Below are 16,975 nucleotides of genomic sequence, written 5' to 3'. Positions count from 1 at the left end.
CAATTCAACTTCTCTGGCTTGCTTGTGAATCGCTGCCATAGCTTACGATAGAGCCTGGCGCCAATTCCGGCCTCAAATAATCATCCAACGCACAATGAAGCAGTCTAATGATTTTGCCCATTCCTGGAGCAATCGGCTCAATCTGCATGTAGACTCCGGCAACCCAAACCTCCTGATGGGCCACGCTCTCCTCGTTGTATCCATGGAATATAGCCTCAAGCGGCACAACGGTATATAGCGTCATTAGTTATACACCTCCGGAATGGCTGGCTTCTTCTCTGCTATACGAAGATTCAATTCCCGTAGAGCATCTCCCAGCCCGCCAACAGCATCGATCAGCCCATGCTTAACGGCATCTGAACCGATCACAGTCGTGCCGATATCCCTTGTCAATTCCCCTGTACGGAACATAAGCTCCTTGAACGTCTCTTCCGTAACATTGGAATGCATCGTAACAAACCGGACGACCCGCTCCTGCATTTTTTCCAAATACTCAAAGGTCTGTGGTACGCCGATAACAAGGCCGTTCATTCGAATAGGGTGAATGGTCATCGTTGCTGTCGCTGCAATGAATGACTTATTGCCTGCAACGGCAATTGGTACCCCAATGGAATGCCCGCCTCCTAGAACTAGCGTCACCACCGGCTTGGACAAAGATGATATCATCTCCGCAATCGCCAGACCCGCTTCCACATCTCCGCCCACTGTATTCAATACGATAAGAATGCCTTCAATTTTATGATTCTGCTCAGCTGCCACTAGTTGTGGAATAAGATGCTCATATTTCGTCGTTTTGTTCTGCGGAGGAAGCACCATATGTCCTTCTACCTGTCCGATGATTGTCATACAAAAAATATTGGATTCTGAAGCAGGCGTAGCGGTCTGTCCTAGCTGCTGAATCGTTTCTACAATACTGCTTGTCTTCTTCTTGTCTTCCCCTATTTCCGGTTGAGGCTGTTCGTTGCTCAGCGTGCCATCATACATCGTGAATCCCCCTCTTTGTATCCGTGAATTGAAATAATTAGCTCGTCATAGTATGAGGTGGACGGTGGAATTTATACTTCTTTTCCTTCATAAAAAAGATCATCTGCTGAGTATGACGTACTCAAGCTGATGATCTAATCTTAATTATGCCTCCATAATAATCGGAAGTATCATGGGCCTGCGTTTTGTTTGATCATATAAGAAACGTCCAAGTGCATCCCTGATATTCATTTTTAAAGAAGACCAATCATTTACTTTCTCCTTCGTCAGCTTGTTCAATGTTGCTGTTACAAGCTGATTAGCCTCATCTAGTAACTTTTCTGACTCTCGAACATAGACAAAGCCCCTTGAAAGAATCTCTGGTCCAGAGACAACCGCACCATCCTGTTTGCTTAAAGTAACCACTATGATTAGAATGCCATCTTGGGAGAGCAACTTGCGATCACGAAGAACAACATTGCCGACATCGCCGACTCCCAATCCATCAATTAATATATTGCCTGCCTGTACCTTAGAGCCTTCTCGAGCATTGCCTCCTTGAAACTCTACGGTATCGCCATTATCTATGACGAAAACATGATCTCGTTCCATCCCGACTGCTTCTCCTATGAGAGCATGTTGATGCAGCATTCGATATTCTCCATGGATAGGAATGAAATAACGCGGCTTAATGAGATTAAGCATAAGCTTTAAATCTTCTTGGCTGCCATGCCCAGATACATGAACACCAGAGCCTGAGCCAGAACCATAAATAACGTTGGCACCCAGACGGAAGAGCTCATCCACCGTTCGTCCAACATAACGCTCATGACCCGGTAGCGTAGCTGCTGAGAGAATAACCGTATCTTCTGGCATAATCTCTACTATACGATGAGTACCACGGGCCATTCGGGTTAATGCCGACATGGGCTCACCTTGGCTGCCTGTACAAAGAATAACAACTCGATTAGCCGCTAATTGATTAATCTCATCCGATTCGATTACGATTCCTTCCGGGATATTCAAATAACCGAGATCATGCGCTATAGTAACCATCTTAGTCATGCTGCTTCCGACAATGGCAAGTTTACGGTTGGTCGCACTTGAAGCATCAATAACCTGCTGAATTCTATGGACATTTTCTGCGAACGTCGCAACGATAATACGTTGCGTTGCACTTCGAAACCATTCTTCCAGTTCTTCTCCTACGTTCTTCTCCGAGGGAGTGTAGCCTTCACGCTCCGCATTTGTACTATCGGATAACAACGCTAACACGCCTCGCTTGCCAATCTCAGCTATACGCTGAATATCAGCATATTGCCCATTGACTGGCGTATAATCAAACTTGAAATCCCCAGTATGAACGATTGTTCCTTCCGGCGTATCAAGCGCAACACCTACGGAGCCCGGGATGTTATGGTTTGTTTTGAAAAAAGAAGCTGTAAGGCTGCCTAGTTGTATCTCCGAATACTCGTCAATTCGAATACATGTCGTCTCTCCAAGCATGCCCGCTTCCTTTAGCTTCCCTTCAATCAAGCCAAGCGTCAAGTTCGTTCCGTATACGGGAACATTCAATTTCTTCAGAACAAAAGGCAAGCCCCCAATATGATCCTCGTGCCCATGAGTAATCAGTATACCTCGAACTTTATCTCGATTCTCGAGCAAGTAGGATATATCAGGAATGACAATATCAATACCTAGCATATCCTGTTCGGGAAACTTAAGACCGCAATCAACAACAACAAGGTCATCGTCATACTGAATGACATACATGTTTTTACCAAGTTCGCCTACACCACCTAAAGCGAACACCAGCAAGGCATCTCGATTGCTCTTCTTTGACAAAGGCTTTCCTCCTTAAAAGTAAGCTTGCCCGTACCTATCTTCCATTAAGTTTGACTATTCTGACAACTCTCCGCACTAATGTACTTATATTCATTATACCGGATCAAAAAGATCGAGCACAAGCAATTGCCATTCCCTAGAATCATGTCTATTTCATACCAATTGTTGACCAATTACAGCCACACAATAAAATAAAAAAGACAGATCAGAGTCGGTTCTCTGATCTGTCTTCCTTGCTGCTCATCTCTATTGAACCAGATTACGTAAAAACTCCGCCTCTGAATCACTTACCTCTACCAAAGGCAATCTTACACTTCCTACTGGCAAACCGCGCAGTCCAAGCGCATATTTCACTGCTACCGGATTAGGCACTGGATGAGGACATTCGAACAATCCCTTGAATACGGGATGCAGCTCTAGATGAAGCGAAGCAGCTTGCTTCACATCGCCATCGAAATAGGCGTTGATCAGCTGTTTCATCTTTGCACCAACAATATGACTGGCTACACTAACGATACCATAACCGCCAATTGCAAGTGTTGGCAACGTTGCACTATCATCACCGCTGTATACTTTAAAGCCTTCTGGTGCTGCCGCAATAATCTGGGTAAGCTGATCAGAAGATGCACAATCCTTCGTTGCAATAACATTGTCCAGCTGAGCCAGACGAAGCGTTGTTTCTACTGAAAGATTAATTCCTGTGCGACCTGGTACATTATAAAGCATGACCGGGAGCTTAGTAGATTCGGCTATCGCTTTGAAATGCTGATATAAGCCTTCTTGATTAGGTTTATTGTAGTAAGGAGCGACAAGGAGTATGCCATCCACCCCGCATGCCTCTGCTTCCTTAGTCAAATGGATGGAGTGGGCTGTGCTGTTGCTTCCCGTTCCGGCAATGACTTTGCACCGTCCCGAGGCCCGTTCAACTACGAAGCGGAACAAGGCAGTCTTCTCATCCTCGGTTAATGTAGGCGATTCACCTGTTGTGCCGGATACGACTAGCGTATCGCTGAGTTGTTCTTCAATTAAATAATCAACCAATCGGCCGGTTGTTTCCCAGTCGATCTGACCATTTGAATCGAATGGCGTGACCATTGCAGTAATTAACCTTCCAAATTCCATTTCATTTCCTCCTACAGAGTTTGTGAAACAAACTCGACTTCGTAAGCATCTCTCTGGAGTTTGTGAAACAAACTCGACTTCGTAAGCATCTCTCTGGAGTTTGTGAAACAAACTCGACTTCGTAAGCATCTCTCTGGAGTTTGCGGAGCAAACGCCTTTCATACATTATAAATGAAGTTCGAACTTCATGTGAAGGGCCCGCAGGGCAGCAGTCATGTCTGACTCCTTCACAAGTACCCAAATCGTCGTATTGGAATCGGCTGATTGCATAATCGTAATGCCCTGTTCCGTCAAAGCCTCCACGATACGCGCCATAACACCTGGTACGCCATTCATGCCCCCGCCAATGACCGATATTTTCGCACAGCTATTCACCGCAATCGGATGGTAGCCGATATCCTTGAGTACAGCAACTGCACGATCAGCATCCTGATCAAAAACGGTATATACGGCACCGCTAGGCGTGACATTGATGAAATCCACGCTAATATGATGACGAGCCATCGACTGAAACACTTGCAGCTGAACGTCATTCTTCCCTTCGATCGCTTGCACAGAAATTTGCGTGACACCCGACACATGTGCGATTCCTGTTACATGCCGATCACTAACATAACCGGGAGCTAGCTCAGGTCGATCCGTTACTAATGTGCCTTCATCCGTCGAAAAGGTAGATCTTACACGAACAGGTATACGTGCCTGCTGTGCGATCTCAACAGCTCTTGGATGTATCACCTTAGCTCCCTGACGAGCCATATTGCAAATTTCAGCATAGCTGACAACTGGCAGCGGCTTCGCATCCTCCACTAGACGAGGATCAGCAGTCAATATCCCATTCACATCCGTATAAATATCTACCATATCAGCGCGAAGGGCAGCTCCGAGAGCCGTTGCCGAGGTATCACTGCCTCCTCTGCCAAGAGTAGTCGTATCCCCTGTTTCTGTGCTTCCTTGGAAGCCAGTCACAATAACAACCTTACTCTCTTTCAAGCAAGCAATAAGCTTTTCGGGACGAAGTTCTTTTATTCGAGCATTCCCGTATTGATCATCGGTCTTGATGCCAGCTTGACCGCCATTCATGACAGTAGCTGGAACCCCCCGAGAACAGAGCATGCTGCATAAAACTGTGGCAGAAATCAGCTCACCACAGCCCAGCAGCATATCTCGCTCGCGAGCTGGCAATCGGTCGCCATTCTCTCGTATCAGCTGCAGCAAAGTATCCGTAGCATACGGATCACCCTTGCGCCCCATTGCTGACACGACGACAACGATTTGATAACCGCTCGCGAGTTCTCTCACAATATGTTCAATGACATGTTCTCTAGCATAGTCGGTCGAAAGTGAAGTGCCTCCGAATTTTTGGACAAGGACGCGCATGCCCTCTTTCCTCCATAACCGATGCAAGATGTCCTAACAAGCACTATATCTTATTAGCCTTTAGCGATATGCTCGGCAATTTGCACAGCATTCCATGCCGCGCCTTTCATCAGGTTGTCAGACACAATCCACATGTTCAGACCACGCTCATGTCCAAGATCACGTCTTAAGCGTCCGACAAACACATCAGGCTTGCCTGCCGCATCGGTAGCCAGCGGGTACAGCTGATTCTCTGGATCATCCACAAGAGTGATGCCCGGAGCATTAGCCAGCAGCTGCTTGACATCTTCCAGTTCATAATTATTTTTAAGCTCTACATAGACCGATTCTGAATGACCGTATACGACTGGGATACGAACGCAAGTCGCCGTTACTTCGATCGACTCATCATTCATAATTTTTTTAGTCTCACGAACCATTTTCATTTCTTCCAATGTGTAGCCGTTATCTTGGAACTTATCAATTTGCGGAATAGCATTGAAAGCAATTTGATGCTTCACTGGCAAAGAACCGACCGGTAAAATATCCGGATTAACCGGTTCCCCTTGCAGCGATGCGCGAGTTTGGCGAAGCATCTCATCAATGGCACGGCTTCCAGCACCCGATACAGCTTGATAAGTAGATACGATAATACGGGAAATGCCATATTTGTCTTGAAGCGGCTTGAGAGCTGCTACCATTTGAATCGTAGAACAGTTCGGATTAGCGATAATTCCTTTGTGCTCGCTTACTTTCTCAATATTAACCTCTGGCACAACAAGCGGTGTGTTAGGATCCATACGATATGCATTCGTATTGTCAATACATACTGTTCCATGCGCTATTGCGTGAGGGGCCAAAGCCTTCGTAACATCGCCCCCAGCACTGAATAATGCTATATCTACACCCTTGAAGCTATCCGGCGTCGCTTCTTGCACCGTAACCTCTTGGCCTTTGAATGTTAATTTGGTTCCGGCAGAGCGAGCCGAAGACAACAGCTTCAATTCGTTGATTGGGAAGTTTCTAGATTGTAGTAAGTTTAGTATTTGTTCTCCTACTGCGCCTGTTGCTCCTACTACCGCAACGTTAAACAATTTTTGGTTCGACATCTGTTGTAATTCTCCCCTCTATACTTAGAAAAAATAAAATAGATAATGACTTAATAATTAAAACGTTCTATTAATACGGGCTGCAATTGCTTCCCTTCAAGCGCCGCTTCGCAGGCCTCAAGAGTCAAGTCCATTCTCGCTACTAGCGAGTTCGGCTTCTGCTGCGGATTATCTTGGCCAAAAGGCACAAAATAAATATGTTTAGCCACTAATAGCTTAGCTATATTAGCAGCATTCAAACCAAGTCCGTCATTCGTTGATATTGCAAGCACTACAGGTCTTCCATTGCGTAATTGCGCCTTCGCAGCCATAAGAACAGCGCTATCGGTCAACGCATTAGCAAGCCTGCTGGTCGTATTGCCCGTACATGGAGCAATAAGCAGCACATCAATTAGCTTCGATGGGCCTAGCGGCTCTGCCTGCACAATGGTAGAGATAATATCATTGCCTGTTATGGCTTTCAGTTGCGTCTGCCATTCCTCGGATTTCCCGAAGCGAGTATCCGTCGTCATAATCGTCTGTGATACAATCGGCACCACATTGGCGCCTGCATCTACGAATCTTTTAATCTGAGGCATAATCTCAGCTAATGTGCAATGCGAACCTGACAAAGCATATCCTACTGTTTTTCCAGTCCAATTCATAACCCATTCCCCCGCTTAATCGAATCGTCCATAATCAACTGTGTCAAGCAATCGGCTATGATTCGTCCAGCTGTTTTGGGTGCGACGATACCGGGGAGTCCGGGCGCAAGCAACGCTTTAATTCCCCGTTTCTCAGCGAAGCGGAAATCGGTCCCGCCCGGCTTCGATGCCAGGTCAATTATGACGGCTCGCGAAGGTAAATTTGCTATAATTTGCGCTGTGACTATCATAGTCGGAATTGTATTAAAAAGCAAGTCAATATTGCCTGTATACTCCAGCAATTTATGAATATAAAACGGCTCAAAACCCATTTCTGCTGCCCTAGCATAATGCTCGCTTCGCCTAACTCCTATCAGTACTTTTGCCCCTAGGCCTTGCAGCGTACGGGCCATCGTAAATCCAGTTCTGCCAAAGCCTAACACCATACAAATCGATCCATGAATGGTAATGTCGGTATTCTGAATGGCAATCATTACGGCACCTTCAGCAGTAGGAATTGAATTATAGATAGCTACATCATCACGATCGAACAGCTCTACCAAACCAATGTGATACTGGTCACATAAATTTCTCAAGTAAGGCTTCGCCATTCCAGCATATACTTTGCAATGCTTAGGCAGACGCGCAATATGATGGTCCATCAGCTTCATTACTTTGTCGCTGAATACAGAGTTAATCAGCCCTTGATCATCCGTCCCAACCGCAGGGAGCAGCAGCGCATCCACATTATCAAATAATTCATCATTATACTCCGCGTGAATTGCACCATCCAATGATGAATGCAGTCCTTCGAATCCGGCTACTGTCACGGACGCATCTAGTTCAGCCAGCTTCCGAATCACTTCTAGTTGGCGAGCATCGCCTCCTAGCAGCAGCACTTGAATGCCTGTTAGCATGCAGGCTTCACTCCTTTCTGAGCACTACTTATACAACATCTTATGCCCAGCGCCCAGAATGGGTGAACAAAAGCTGCCCACTTATCAGGAAATAGACAATAGCCCCGACTACAATAAAAAAAGGACCTGACTCTAGGTCAGATCCTCTTCCTTTTAAACTCCCGTATGTCCAAAACCGCCTGCGCCTCGTACGGTATCGGGCAGTTCAGTTACCTCTTCAATCGCAATTACAGGCAGCTGCAATATAACCATCTGAGCAATACGCTCCCCGCGCATGATCGTGAACGGCTCCTGTCCATGATTGATGAGCAATACCTTTACTTCGCCGCGATAATCCGCATCAATTGTGCCTGGCGAGTTCAAGCAAGTAATGCCATGCTTGTAAGCAAGCCCGCTTCGAGGGCGAATTTGCGCTTCCAGTTGAGCAGGCATTGCCATTGCAAATCCTGTTGGAATCAGCTTGCGTTCACCTGGTGCCAATACTACTGGCTCACTTACTGCAGCTTGAAGATCAAAGCCCGCTGCCCATTCAGACATTTTTTGCGGCAGCGCTAGATCCTCATTACCCTGCAGTCGTTTAAATAGTACTTGAAACAAAACGATCCCTCCCTAGTTGTGCTGCCGCTTTATCGTTTGTTCCAACCATGGCTACTGCAAATGGGACAGACAGCATTTGCTTAGTAATAGTGCGTACATCTTCCATCGTCACAGAATCAATCCTAGCCAGCAATTGGTCCAGCGTATAGTGACGGCCCAGCATTAATTCATTTTTGCCTAAACGGTTCATCCGGCTGCTTGTGCTCTCCAGACTTAAGATCAGGCTGCCCTTGAGCTGCTCTTTGCCTCGATGAAGCTCTTCATCAGCCAGGCCTTTGACGGAAAGCTCTTCAAGCTGCTCCATGGTGAGATTGAGAACTTCCTTCGTCTGCTTAGGAGCCGTGCCTGCATAAATCGTGAACAAACCGCTGTCCGCATAAGAAGTGTGATACGAATAGACCGAATAAGCAAGGCCGCGCTTCTCACGGATTTCTTGGAATAAACGTGAGCTCATGCCGCCGCCAAGTGCATTATTCAATAAAATCATCGCATACAGATTCGAATCCGAGATCGAGCAGCCTGGAAACGACAGGCATAAGTGATTCTGCTCGGTCTTCTTCTTGAAGAAGAGGTAATCACCATGGAAGCTTGGCGCTTCCACTATACTGGATTGTCCTTTGTTATTGAAACGGCCGAAATGCTTCTCAAGCAGCTCCAATAATGGACCCTCTTCCACATGTCCAGCTACACTAATCACCGTATTCTCAATCGTATAGGTATCATTCATATAGGCACGAAGAGTGTCCGACGTCATCGCAGTCAGCTTCTCTTCCAGTCCTAGAATGGAATAAGCAAGAGGATGGTCTCCGTAGGCTGCACGGGATGCTTCATCATGCACCTTGTCGTCAGGTGTATCCTCATACATGGAGATTTCCTCCAAAATCACATTTTTCTCTTTGGCCAATTCGCCTGCATCCAATTGTGATTCGAAATACATGTCAGCCAGTGCATCTACCGCAAGCGGCAAGTGCTGATCCAGCACCTTCGCGAAGTAGCATGTATATTCTTTGGAAGTAAATGCATTAACGTTACCGCCAATCCCATCGAATAAATCGGCAATATCTTTGGCTGAGCGTTTCTTCGTTCCTTTGAACAGCATATGTTCTACGAAATGAGAAATCCCGTTATTATCTGGTGTCTCATTGCGTGATCCTGTCTTAACCCAAATGCCGAATGCAACCGACCGAAAGGTTGGAATATATTCCACAACAACACGCAATCCATTGCTAAGCGTATATTTGTTCATTTAGTTTCCATCCTCCCTGTACACATGAATGATATCACTATATCAAAATTAAGGCTTCGTCTCAACAACAGCAGGCATGCGAGCAGAAGACAGTGTATCACTTACCGTCCCGATTGCATAGCCTTGACGCTTGGCTTCTCGAATCATCCCAGTAAGAGCATCCCGGGAGGAAGCGGTAGGATGCATCAGAATTAATGCTCCTGGCTCCAGCTTCTTAGATATTTTGCGTATGATCGCATCCGGCGCTGGCTTCATCCAATCAACGGTATCGATTGTCCACATTACAGTCATTAGCCCCTGCTCAGCAGCTACATCAACCGTCATCTGATTAAAGTCCCCTGATGGAGGAGCGAACCATTGATTGTTCACATTCAAAGTAGCTTTCAACAAATCCTCAGTCTTTGAAATTTGTGAATATGCAGCCTCCCGGCTAAGCTGACTCATATTCGGATGTGAATAAGCATGGTTAGACATTTCATGCCCTCTGGCTTGAATCTCCTGAGCAACATCCGGATATTTCTTCAGCCAAGAGCCATCCAGAAAAAACGTCGCCTTCACTTCTTCCTTATCGAGTATATTCAGAATCGATGGTATGTACTCGTTACCCCAAGCGACATTCACCATGAAAGAGATCATCTTCTTCTCAGGATTGCCCCTATATACGGGAAAGGCACCTAAATCACGCAGCGTTATGCTCGGAACAATCTCCTTATAGACATAATGTATCTTCTCCAAAGTACCAGAAGCAAGGGTTGCCTCTACCGTCTTATCCAAATTAAGAGCAATGCCATTATAGCCCGGAATGGCTTTCCATACCCGATCAATTCTGGCATCAATCGGAGCTATAGTATGCTGCTCTGCCTCTGCAGCAATCCTCTCCCGAAGCTCTTGTTCTTGTTCCGCATTTTTGGAGCCAGCAACCTCCCGTGCCTCCGCTATTGGCTTAACCGATCCAATATAATCTGCTACTTTCCCGCCGTTCAAGCTAATGAATACCAGCAAAAGAACCATGCAGCCGCTTATCCAAACTATTTTTTTTCGGATATTCATAATGCCAGCTCCCACTCATCGGATAGCGCATACTCTGCATTACTACGTACAGTGTACGCTTTGCTCCATATGTATGAGAAATGGGACGAGATTATGCTAGCGTTGCTTGCTCACGTTATTAATCAAAACAAAAAGAGACAGATCAAATCTGGCTCTTTGCTTAGGCTTTCCTATGAAAAGCGCAGAAGACAAAGCTTACTGCGCAGGTACTTGTGGATCAAGAACAGCTTTGCGGGATAGATTAACTCTGCCCTGCTGATCAACCTCTGTTACTTTGACCATGATTTGATCACCGATCGCAACGACATCCTCGACTTTGGCAACACGCTCATTAGCCAATTGCGAGATATGAACGAGGCCGTCTTTGTTCGGCAGAATCTCAACGAATGCGCCGAATTTCTCGATACGCTTAACTGTACCAAGATATACCTCACCAATAACGACTTCCTTCACGATGCCTTCGATAATCGCTTTGGCACGTTGATTCATCTCTTCATTGGATGAAGCAATGTAAACCATACCATCCTGCTCGATATCGATTTTCACGCCGGTTTCTTCAATAATTTTATTGATGATTTTACCGCCGGAACCGATAACGTCACGGATTTTGTCTGGATGGATACGAAGAGTCAAAATTTTCGGAGCGTATTGTGACAGGCTTGTCCGCGATTCGGAAATAATAGCCGTCATTTTGCCCAGAATATGCATGCGACCTTCACGAGCTTGTTCCAGCGCTTGCGATAGAATAGCACGATTGATACCGTCAATTTTGATATCCATCTGGATAGCTGTTACGCCTTCTGCCGTTCCAGCAACCTTGAAGTCCATATCGCCAAGATGATCTTCCATCCCTTGAATATCAGACAAGATAGCGAAATGCTCGCCTTCTTTAATCAGACCCATTGCGATACCTGCAACAGGAGCTTTGATCGGAACGCCAGCGTCCATCATCGCCATAGAACTTGCACAGATACTTGCTTGCGAGCTAGAACCGTTCGATTCCAATACCTCAGATACAAGACGAATGGTATATGGGAATTCCGATTCAGATGGGATAACCTTCGACAGAGCGCGTTCGCCAAGAGCACCATGACCGATCTCACGACGACCAGGAGGACGCAAAGGACGAGCTTCGCCTACGCTGAATGGCGGAAAGTTGTAATGATGCATGAAGCGCTTCGTTTCTTCAGGACTAATGCCATCCAAGATCTGCACATCGCCAAGCGGTCCGAGTGTACAAATGCTAAGTGCTTGCGTCTGTCCGCGAGTGAACAGGCCTGAACCATGCGTACGCGGCAAAATAGCAACATCACAGTCGATTGGACGAATTTCATCCAAAGCGCGACCGTCAGGACGGATTTTGTCATGCGAAATTAAACGACGGACTTCTTCTTTGACGATATCATACAGAACTTCTTTCACGTCACCCAAAAGCTCAGGTGTGTCTGCATACTGCTCTTCGAAATGAGCAACTGTCTCATCATTAACGGCATCAATCGCATCTTGACGCGCATGCTTCTCAGCAATACGAATAGCTTCTACAAGCTTCGCTGATGCAAAGTCACGAACAGCTGTATTCACTTCTGCATTAACCGCATGAAGCTTCACTTCCATCTTCGGCTTGCCAGCCACTGCTTTGAGCTCTTCGATCGTCGCAACGATTTTCTTAATCTCGTCATGACCGAACATAATCGCTTCCAGCATCACTTCTTCAGATACTTCATTGCCTTCTGCTTCTACCATCATAATCGCGTCTTTAGTTCCCGACACAACAACGAAAATATCAGTTTCTTTCTCCTGTTCAACCGTAGGGTTGATTACGAATTGACCATTAACGCGGCCAATGCTAACCGCCCCGATTGGTCCGTTGAATGGCACATCAGAGATCGACAGAGCAGCAGAAGTACCGATCATAGCGGCAATTTCCGGTGGGCAGTCTTGGTCCACGCTCATCACGATATTAGCAACCTGAACATCATTCCGGAAGCCTTCTGGGAATAACGGACGAATTGGACGGTCTGTCAATCGGCTCGACAAGATCGCTTTTTCACTTGGACGGCCTTCCCGTTTAATAAATCCACCCGGGATTTTACCTACTGCATACAAACGCTCTTCATAGTTAACGGTAAGCGGGAAGAAATCCAGATCCTTCGGACCTGTAGATGCCGTTACCGTACATAATACGACCGTATCGCCATAGCGAACGGTTACTGCAGCATTGGCTTGTTTGGCTAAACGGCCTGTCTCAAGTACAAGCGGCCTGCCACCCAACAACATTTCAACTTGTTGCAAACGAAATCCCTCCTATACAATTATGTAAAAACAGCTAATGGCGTAGTTGTTCCTTCGCCAATAGTCATGGTATATCCTGCAAAAGCTTTTGATATTACAAAAAGCAACCCGCTTCCGCCGGCTCCGTTAGCCCGGGCGGCAAGACTACCAGGTTGCTTTTCATGAAACATGTTTTAGCGGCGAAGGCCGAGTTTTTCGATCAATGCGCTATAACGTCTAACATCTTTGTTTTTCAGGTATGCCAACAATTTACGACGTTGACCTACCATCTTGAGCAAGCCGCGACGGGAATGATGATCTTTCTTGTGCTCCCGCAAATGCTGCGTCAAGTTAACGATGTTTTCAGTCAGGATAGCCACTTGAACTTCCGGTGATCCTGTGTCGCTAGTATGAGTCTTATGTGTCTCAATAAGCTCTTGTTTACGCTCTTGTGTAATTGCCATCCTAGTTCACCTCCTATACTTATAATCGCCATTAGCCTCGATATCGCCGGTGAGAGCAGATAACCAAGCTAAAGGTTCTAATGTGCGTTCGTACAGATTAACTGCCTAATCGCAACGTAAACCATTATAACACAACTGCTTGGTCAAGTAAATGCCGCTACGCTAGATTGAAGTATTGCTTCACTTGCTCAGCATCTGCTCCAATTTGCTTGATCAGCTCATCAACAGAACCGAATTTTTTCTCGGAACGAATAAATGAATGCAGCCGAACTCGGATTTTCTCTCCGTAAATATCTTGATGGAAGTCGAATAAATGAGCCTCCATCACAGGAACGATACCTTCTTTATTAAAGGTTGGTTTCATGCCATGATTAAGCACGCCGTAATAAGTTTTGCCTACTACGTCCACCGTAATGGAAAAAACGCCTAAGCGGGGCATGACATATGGACTTGAGAAATCGATATTGGCAGTAGGAAACCCAATTGTTCTCCCTCTGCCGTCACCATGAACAACGATTCCTTCCACTTCATATGGCCTTCCAAGCAAAGCTGTAACGAGCTCGATATTCCCTTGCTCCATAGCCGCACGAACGGAAGTGCTGCTGATCTTCTCACCATTCTCAATTAAGGGCTCGACCACAAAAACTTCAATATCCGGCTCGCTGATCATCTTCATCGTCTCTGCATTTCCTTGTCCCTTATAACCAAAGGTAAAGTCAAAGCCGATACTAATATGCTTCGCGTGAAGCGGACGAAGCACTTCATCTACGAATTGCAAAGGCATAATGCCTGCAAAGGTTAGATCGAACTGCATAACGAATACTACATCGACCTGCAGCTCCTGAAATAGCGCCTGCTTCACTTCAAACGGAGTCAAGCAGCTAAAGTATTGCTCGCCCTGCCCAAGTACTTCTTTAGGATGCGGTACAAAGGTCATCACTGCCGATAAAGAATCGGTCTGCTTCGCCATCCTGACCGCCTGCTGTATTACATTCTGATGTCCCCGATGAACCCCGTCAAAATGTCCAATGGCAATCGAAAAAGACTTGTCTTTCAGCACTTCCGGCAATTCGATCAAGGGATAGTTCAATGAGATGATTTCCAACGCTCACACCTGCAATTCCTTTAAGTCTTCCATGACTCCTATAATAACAAGCTTAATTGAATACTTTGACTGGCTTCAATAGGGCTGCTTCCAAATCCGCTTCGAATATGCCGATAAAAGCATCGTTCTCCCCATAAAGACGTACAATTTGATCGCTATCAATAGCGCCTGACACAAGTCTTAAAGGGATTTTTTGCCCTCGCAGCGCCATCTCTCCCGTTGAAGCCTTGACCTCAACACGAAGCAAATGGGAAATCGCTGCTTCAGCAGGCAATAAATGCTCCTCAATCGCGCCATCCCGCTGCAAAGCCTCAATCTGCTCGATCGTCAAGCACTGCTCCTTCGTAATGCCTCCTGACATCGTGCGCGTCAGTTCTGCCATTGCTGCTGGAACGCCAAGTGCTTTGCCGATATCCACGCATAAAGTCCGAATGTAGGTACCCTTCGAGCAAATGACTGAAAATGCGAAGCGGGGCTTATCCAGCTCCAGCTCTGTATGTAAAAGCTCGATTTGGTGAATCGTAACCTTGCGGGATTTGCGCTCCACCGTCTTGCCTTCTCGAGCCAGTTCGTACAGACGCTTCCCATTCACTTTGACAGCAGAGAACATAGGAGGCACCTGATCAATTTCACCAACAAAGCTATTCAGGACACGCAGAACATCCTCCTGCGTCACCGAAATCCCGTCTGCTTCCTCAATCACCGTACCCGTCAAATCCTCTGTGTCCGTAGAAATGCCCAGTTGCAGCACCGCTTCGTAAGCTTTGGGACGATCCTGCAAATATTCAACAACTCGTGTTGCACGACCAAGACATAACGGCAATACGCCGGTCACCATAGGATCAAGCGTGCCGGCATGGCCGATACGCTTCATGCGGAGCATTCCCCGCACTTTGGCCACGACATCATGCGACGTCCAGCCCGCAGGCTTCCATACTGCTATAATACCGTCCATCTATTCGTTCAACGCCTTTCTTACCGCTTCAATCAGCTTATCTATAGAAGAAGCCAATGGTCCTTCCAGACGGCATCCTGCTGCTCTAACATGACCGCCTCCGCCAAAGGACTGGGCGACCGCTGCTACATCAACTTTTCCTGCCGACCGCAAGCTGGCCTTAACAGCGCCGTCTTCTGTTTCTTTGAACAGAATCCCGACTTCGACACCATCAATATTAAGGGCATAATTAACGATACCCTCCATATCTTCCGATACCGCTCCCGTGTCTTTCATATCATCTTTGGCCACATATAACCAACCGATTTGTTGATTATCGCTGAAGGTAAGACGGCTTAAGCTCCGCTGAAGCAGCTTCAGCTTCGGCATTGTCATCTTCTCAAGCAAGTGATCCGCAAGCTGATGCCCGGACACTCCTACTGCAAGCATATGTGAAGCAATTTCCATCACACGAGGACTTGTATTGGAATATCGGAAGCCTCCGGTATCCGTCAACAGCCCAGTATATATACCTGTTGAGCAATCCAAATCGAAAGTAAGGCCTGCCTGTTCAATCAGATCATATAAAATCTCCACGGTAGCAGCTGCGTTCGGGCGAATAAGATTCGTCGTTCCAAAGCCATTATTCGTAGGGTGATGATCAATATTGAGGAGCTTAACATCAGGGGCAAACAACGCAGCTACCTCCCCTATCCGGCGAAAATCGGCACAATCTACCGATATGACATGCTTATAGGTTTGAACCAGCTTCTCGGCCCGATAATTAATAATCTTATCAAAGCCCTGTAAATAGCCCAATCGAGATGGTGACTGACCCTCATTAATAAGAACGGCTGACTTGCTCAGCTTGCTGAGCAGCCAACCGACTACTGTTGTTGAGCTGATGGCATCGCCATCAGGCTGAACATGGGAAACGACTAGAAAGTCGTCTCCCTCTTGTATGAAAGTTAGTGCAGCCTTTAATTGCTCTTCATAGGTTACAGCATTAATCATGAAGGGCTGTTCCCACGATTGATGTCGTCCAGTATTCCTTCAATTCGACTGCCGTACTCAATACTGCTGTCGAACTTGAATATTAATACTGGCGTATGGCGTAGACGCATCCGTTTGCCCAGCTCGGAACGAAGATAGCCATTTGCCCGTCCAAGTGCTTTGAGCGTTTCTTCCTTCTGCTCTTCGCTTCCCAGAACGCTTAAATAAATTTTGGCTTGCGATAAGTCATTCGTTGCTTCAACCGCCGTTACTGTAATAAAGCCAATACGGGGGTCTTTTAGCTCGGTTTGAATAATTTGGCTCAGCTCTTTTTTAATTTGCTCGCTGACCCGTCCTACACGATTCTTGGCCATACTCTA

17 protein-coding genes are annotated in these 16,975 nt (G+C 46.4%); all 17 read right to left on the bottom strand.

The annotated features are described in order from the left end of the window. Positions 1–4 precede the first annotated feature (4 nt). The 17 genes from AC50YO_RS00590 to rbfA all read right to left on the bottom strand — a co-directional run bounded on the left by AC50YO_RS00590 (position 5) and on the right by rbfA (position 16,969). Positions 5–244, bottom strand: coding sequence for a YlzJ-like family protein (locus tag AC50YO_RS00590; RefSeq protein ID WP_494842016.1), 240 nt, complete (start codon positions 242–244; stop codon positions 5–7). Next, positions 244–984 (bottom strand): ClpP family protease, encoded by a 741-nt coding sequence (locus tag AC50YO_RS00585; RefSeq protein ID WP_494842014.1) that lies wholly within the window; start codon positions 982–984, stop codon positions 244–246. The genes AC50YO_RS00590 and AC50YO_RS00585 overlap by 1 nt, the downstream gene beginning before the upstream one ends. A 144-nt stretch (positions 985–1,128) precedes the next feature. Next, a complete protein-coding gene (locus tag AC50YO_RS00580) occupies positions 1,129–2,808 on the bottom strand; it encodes a ribonuclease J (protein WP_494842012.1) in 1,680 nt (559 codons plus the stop codon). Between the two features lie 246 nt (positions 2,809–3,054). Continuing rightward, entirely contained in the window at positions 3,055–3,930 is an 876-nt protein-coding gene (dapA, locus tag AC50YO_RS00575; protein WP_494842010.1) for a 4-hydroxy-tetrahydrodipicolinate synthase, read from the bottom strand. A 165-nt stretch (positions 3,931–4,095) separates the two neighbouring features. After that, positions 4,096–5,307, bottom strand: a complete 1,212-nt coding sequence (gene dapG, locus AC50YO_RS00570) for an aspartate kinase (protein ID WP_494842008.1) — start codon at positions 5,305–5,307, stop codon at positions 4,096–4,098. A 53-nt stretch (positions 5,308–5,360) separates the two neighbouring features. Continuing rightward, positions 5,361–6,395, bottom strand: coding sequence for an aspartate-semialdehyde dehydrogenase (locus AC50YO_RS00565; RefSeq protein WP_494842006.1), 1,035 nt, complete (start codon positions 6,393–6,395; stop codon positions 5,361–5,363). 50 nt (positions 6,396–6,445) lie between these two features. After that, positions 6,446–7,039 (bottom strand): dipicolinate synthase subunit B, encoded by a 594-nt coding sequence (locus AC50YO_RS00560; RefSeq protein WP_494842004.1) that lies wholly within the window; start codon positions 7,037–7,039, stop codon positions 6,446–6,448. Next, positions 7,036–7,935: a dipicolinate synthase subunit DpsA gene (dpsA, locus tag AC50YO_RS00555; protein ID WP_494842002.1), complete on the bottom strand. Its 900-nt coding sequence runs from the start codon at positions 7,933–7,935 to the stop codon at positions 7,036–7,038. Before dpsA ends, AC50YO_RS00560 begins: the two co-directional genes overlap by 4 nt. A 153-nt stretch (positions 7,936–8,088) precedes the next feature. After that, positions 8,089–8,532 (bottom strand): dUTP diphosphatase, encoded by a 444-nt coding sequence (gene dut / locus AC50YO_RS00550; RefSeq protein ID WP_494842000.1) that lies wholly within the window; start codon positions 8,530–8,532, stop codon positions 8,089–8,091. Then, positions 8,513–9,778 (bottom strand): M16 family metallopeptidase, encoded by a 1,266-nt coding sequence (locus tag AC50YO_RS00545; protein ID WP_494841998.1) that lies wholly within the window; start codon positions 9,776–9,778, stop codon positions 8,513–8,515. The genes dut and AC50YO_RS00545 overlap by 20 nt, the downstream gene beginning before the upstream one ends. Positions 9,779–9,826: 48 nt before the next feature. Further along, positions 9,827–10,828, bottom strand: a complete 1,002-nt coding sequence (locus AC50YO_RS00540) for a polysaccharide deacetylase family protein (protein WP_494841996.1) — start codon at positions 10,826–10,828, stop codon at positions 9,827–9,829. A gap of 195 nt (positions 10,829–11,023) precedes the next feature. Then, positions 11,024–13,105, bottom strand: a complete 2,082-nt coding sequence (pnp, locus tag AC50YO_RS00535; RefSeq protein WP_494843179.1) for a polyribonucleotide nucleotidyltransferase — start codon at positions 13,103–13,105, stop codon at positions 11,024–11,026. Positions 13,106–13,293: 188 nt separating this feature from the next. After that, a complete protein-coding gene (rpsO, locus tag AC50YO_RS00530; RefSeq protein WP_494841994.1) occupies positions 13,294–13,563 on the bottom strand; it encodes a 30S ribosomal protein S15 in 270 nt (89 codons plus the stop codon). A 157-nt stretch (positions 13,564–13,720) separates the two neighbouring features. Then, complete coding sequence (locus AC50YO_RS00525) at positions 13,721–14,653, bottom strand: bifunctional riboflavin kinase/FAD synthetase (protein WP_494841992.1); 933 nt, start codon at positions 14,651–14,653, stop codon at positions 13,721–13,723. A 67-nt stretch (positions 14,654–14,720) separates the two neighbouring features. After that, positions 14,721–15,623, bottom strand: coding sequence for a tRNA pseudouridine(55) synthase TruB (truB, locus tag AC50YO_RS00520; protein WP_494841990.1), 903 nt, complete (start codon positions 15,621–15,623; stop codon positions 14,721–14,723). Then, on the bottom strand, positions 15,624–16,616 hold the full coding sequence (locus AC50YO_RS00515) for a DHH family phosphoesterase (RefSeq protein ID WP_494841988.1): 993 nt from the start codon (positions 16,614–16,616) through the stop codon (positions 15,624–15,626). Beyond that, complete coding sequence (rbfA, locus tag AC50YO_RS00510; protein WP_494841986.1) at positions 16,613–16,969, bottom strand: 30S ribosome-binding factor RbfA; 357 nt, start codon at positions 16,967–16,969, stop codon at positions 16,613–16,615. The genes AC50YO_RS00515 and rbfA overlap by 4 nt, the downstream gene beginning before the upstream one ends. Positions 16,970–16,975 lie beyond the last annotated feature (6 nt).

The sequence above is a fragment of the Paenibacillus sp. J22P59 genome (assembly GCF_059383895.1).
The sequence above is the reverse complement of the archived record's forward strand: the minus strand, read 5'-3'. Positions and strand labels throughout refer to the sequence as shown.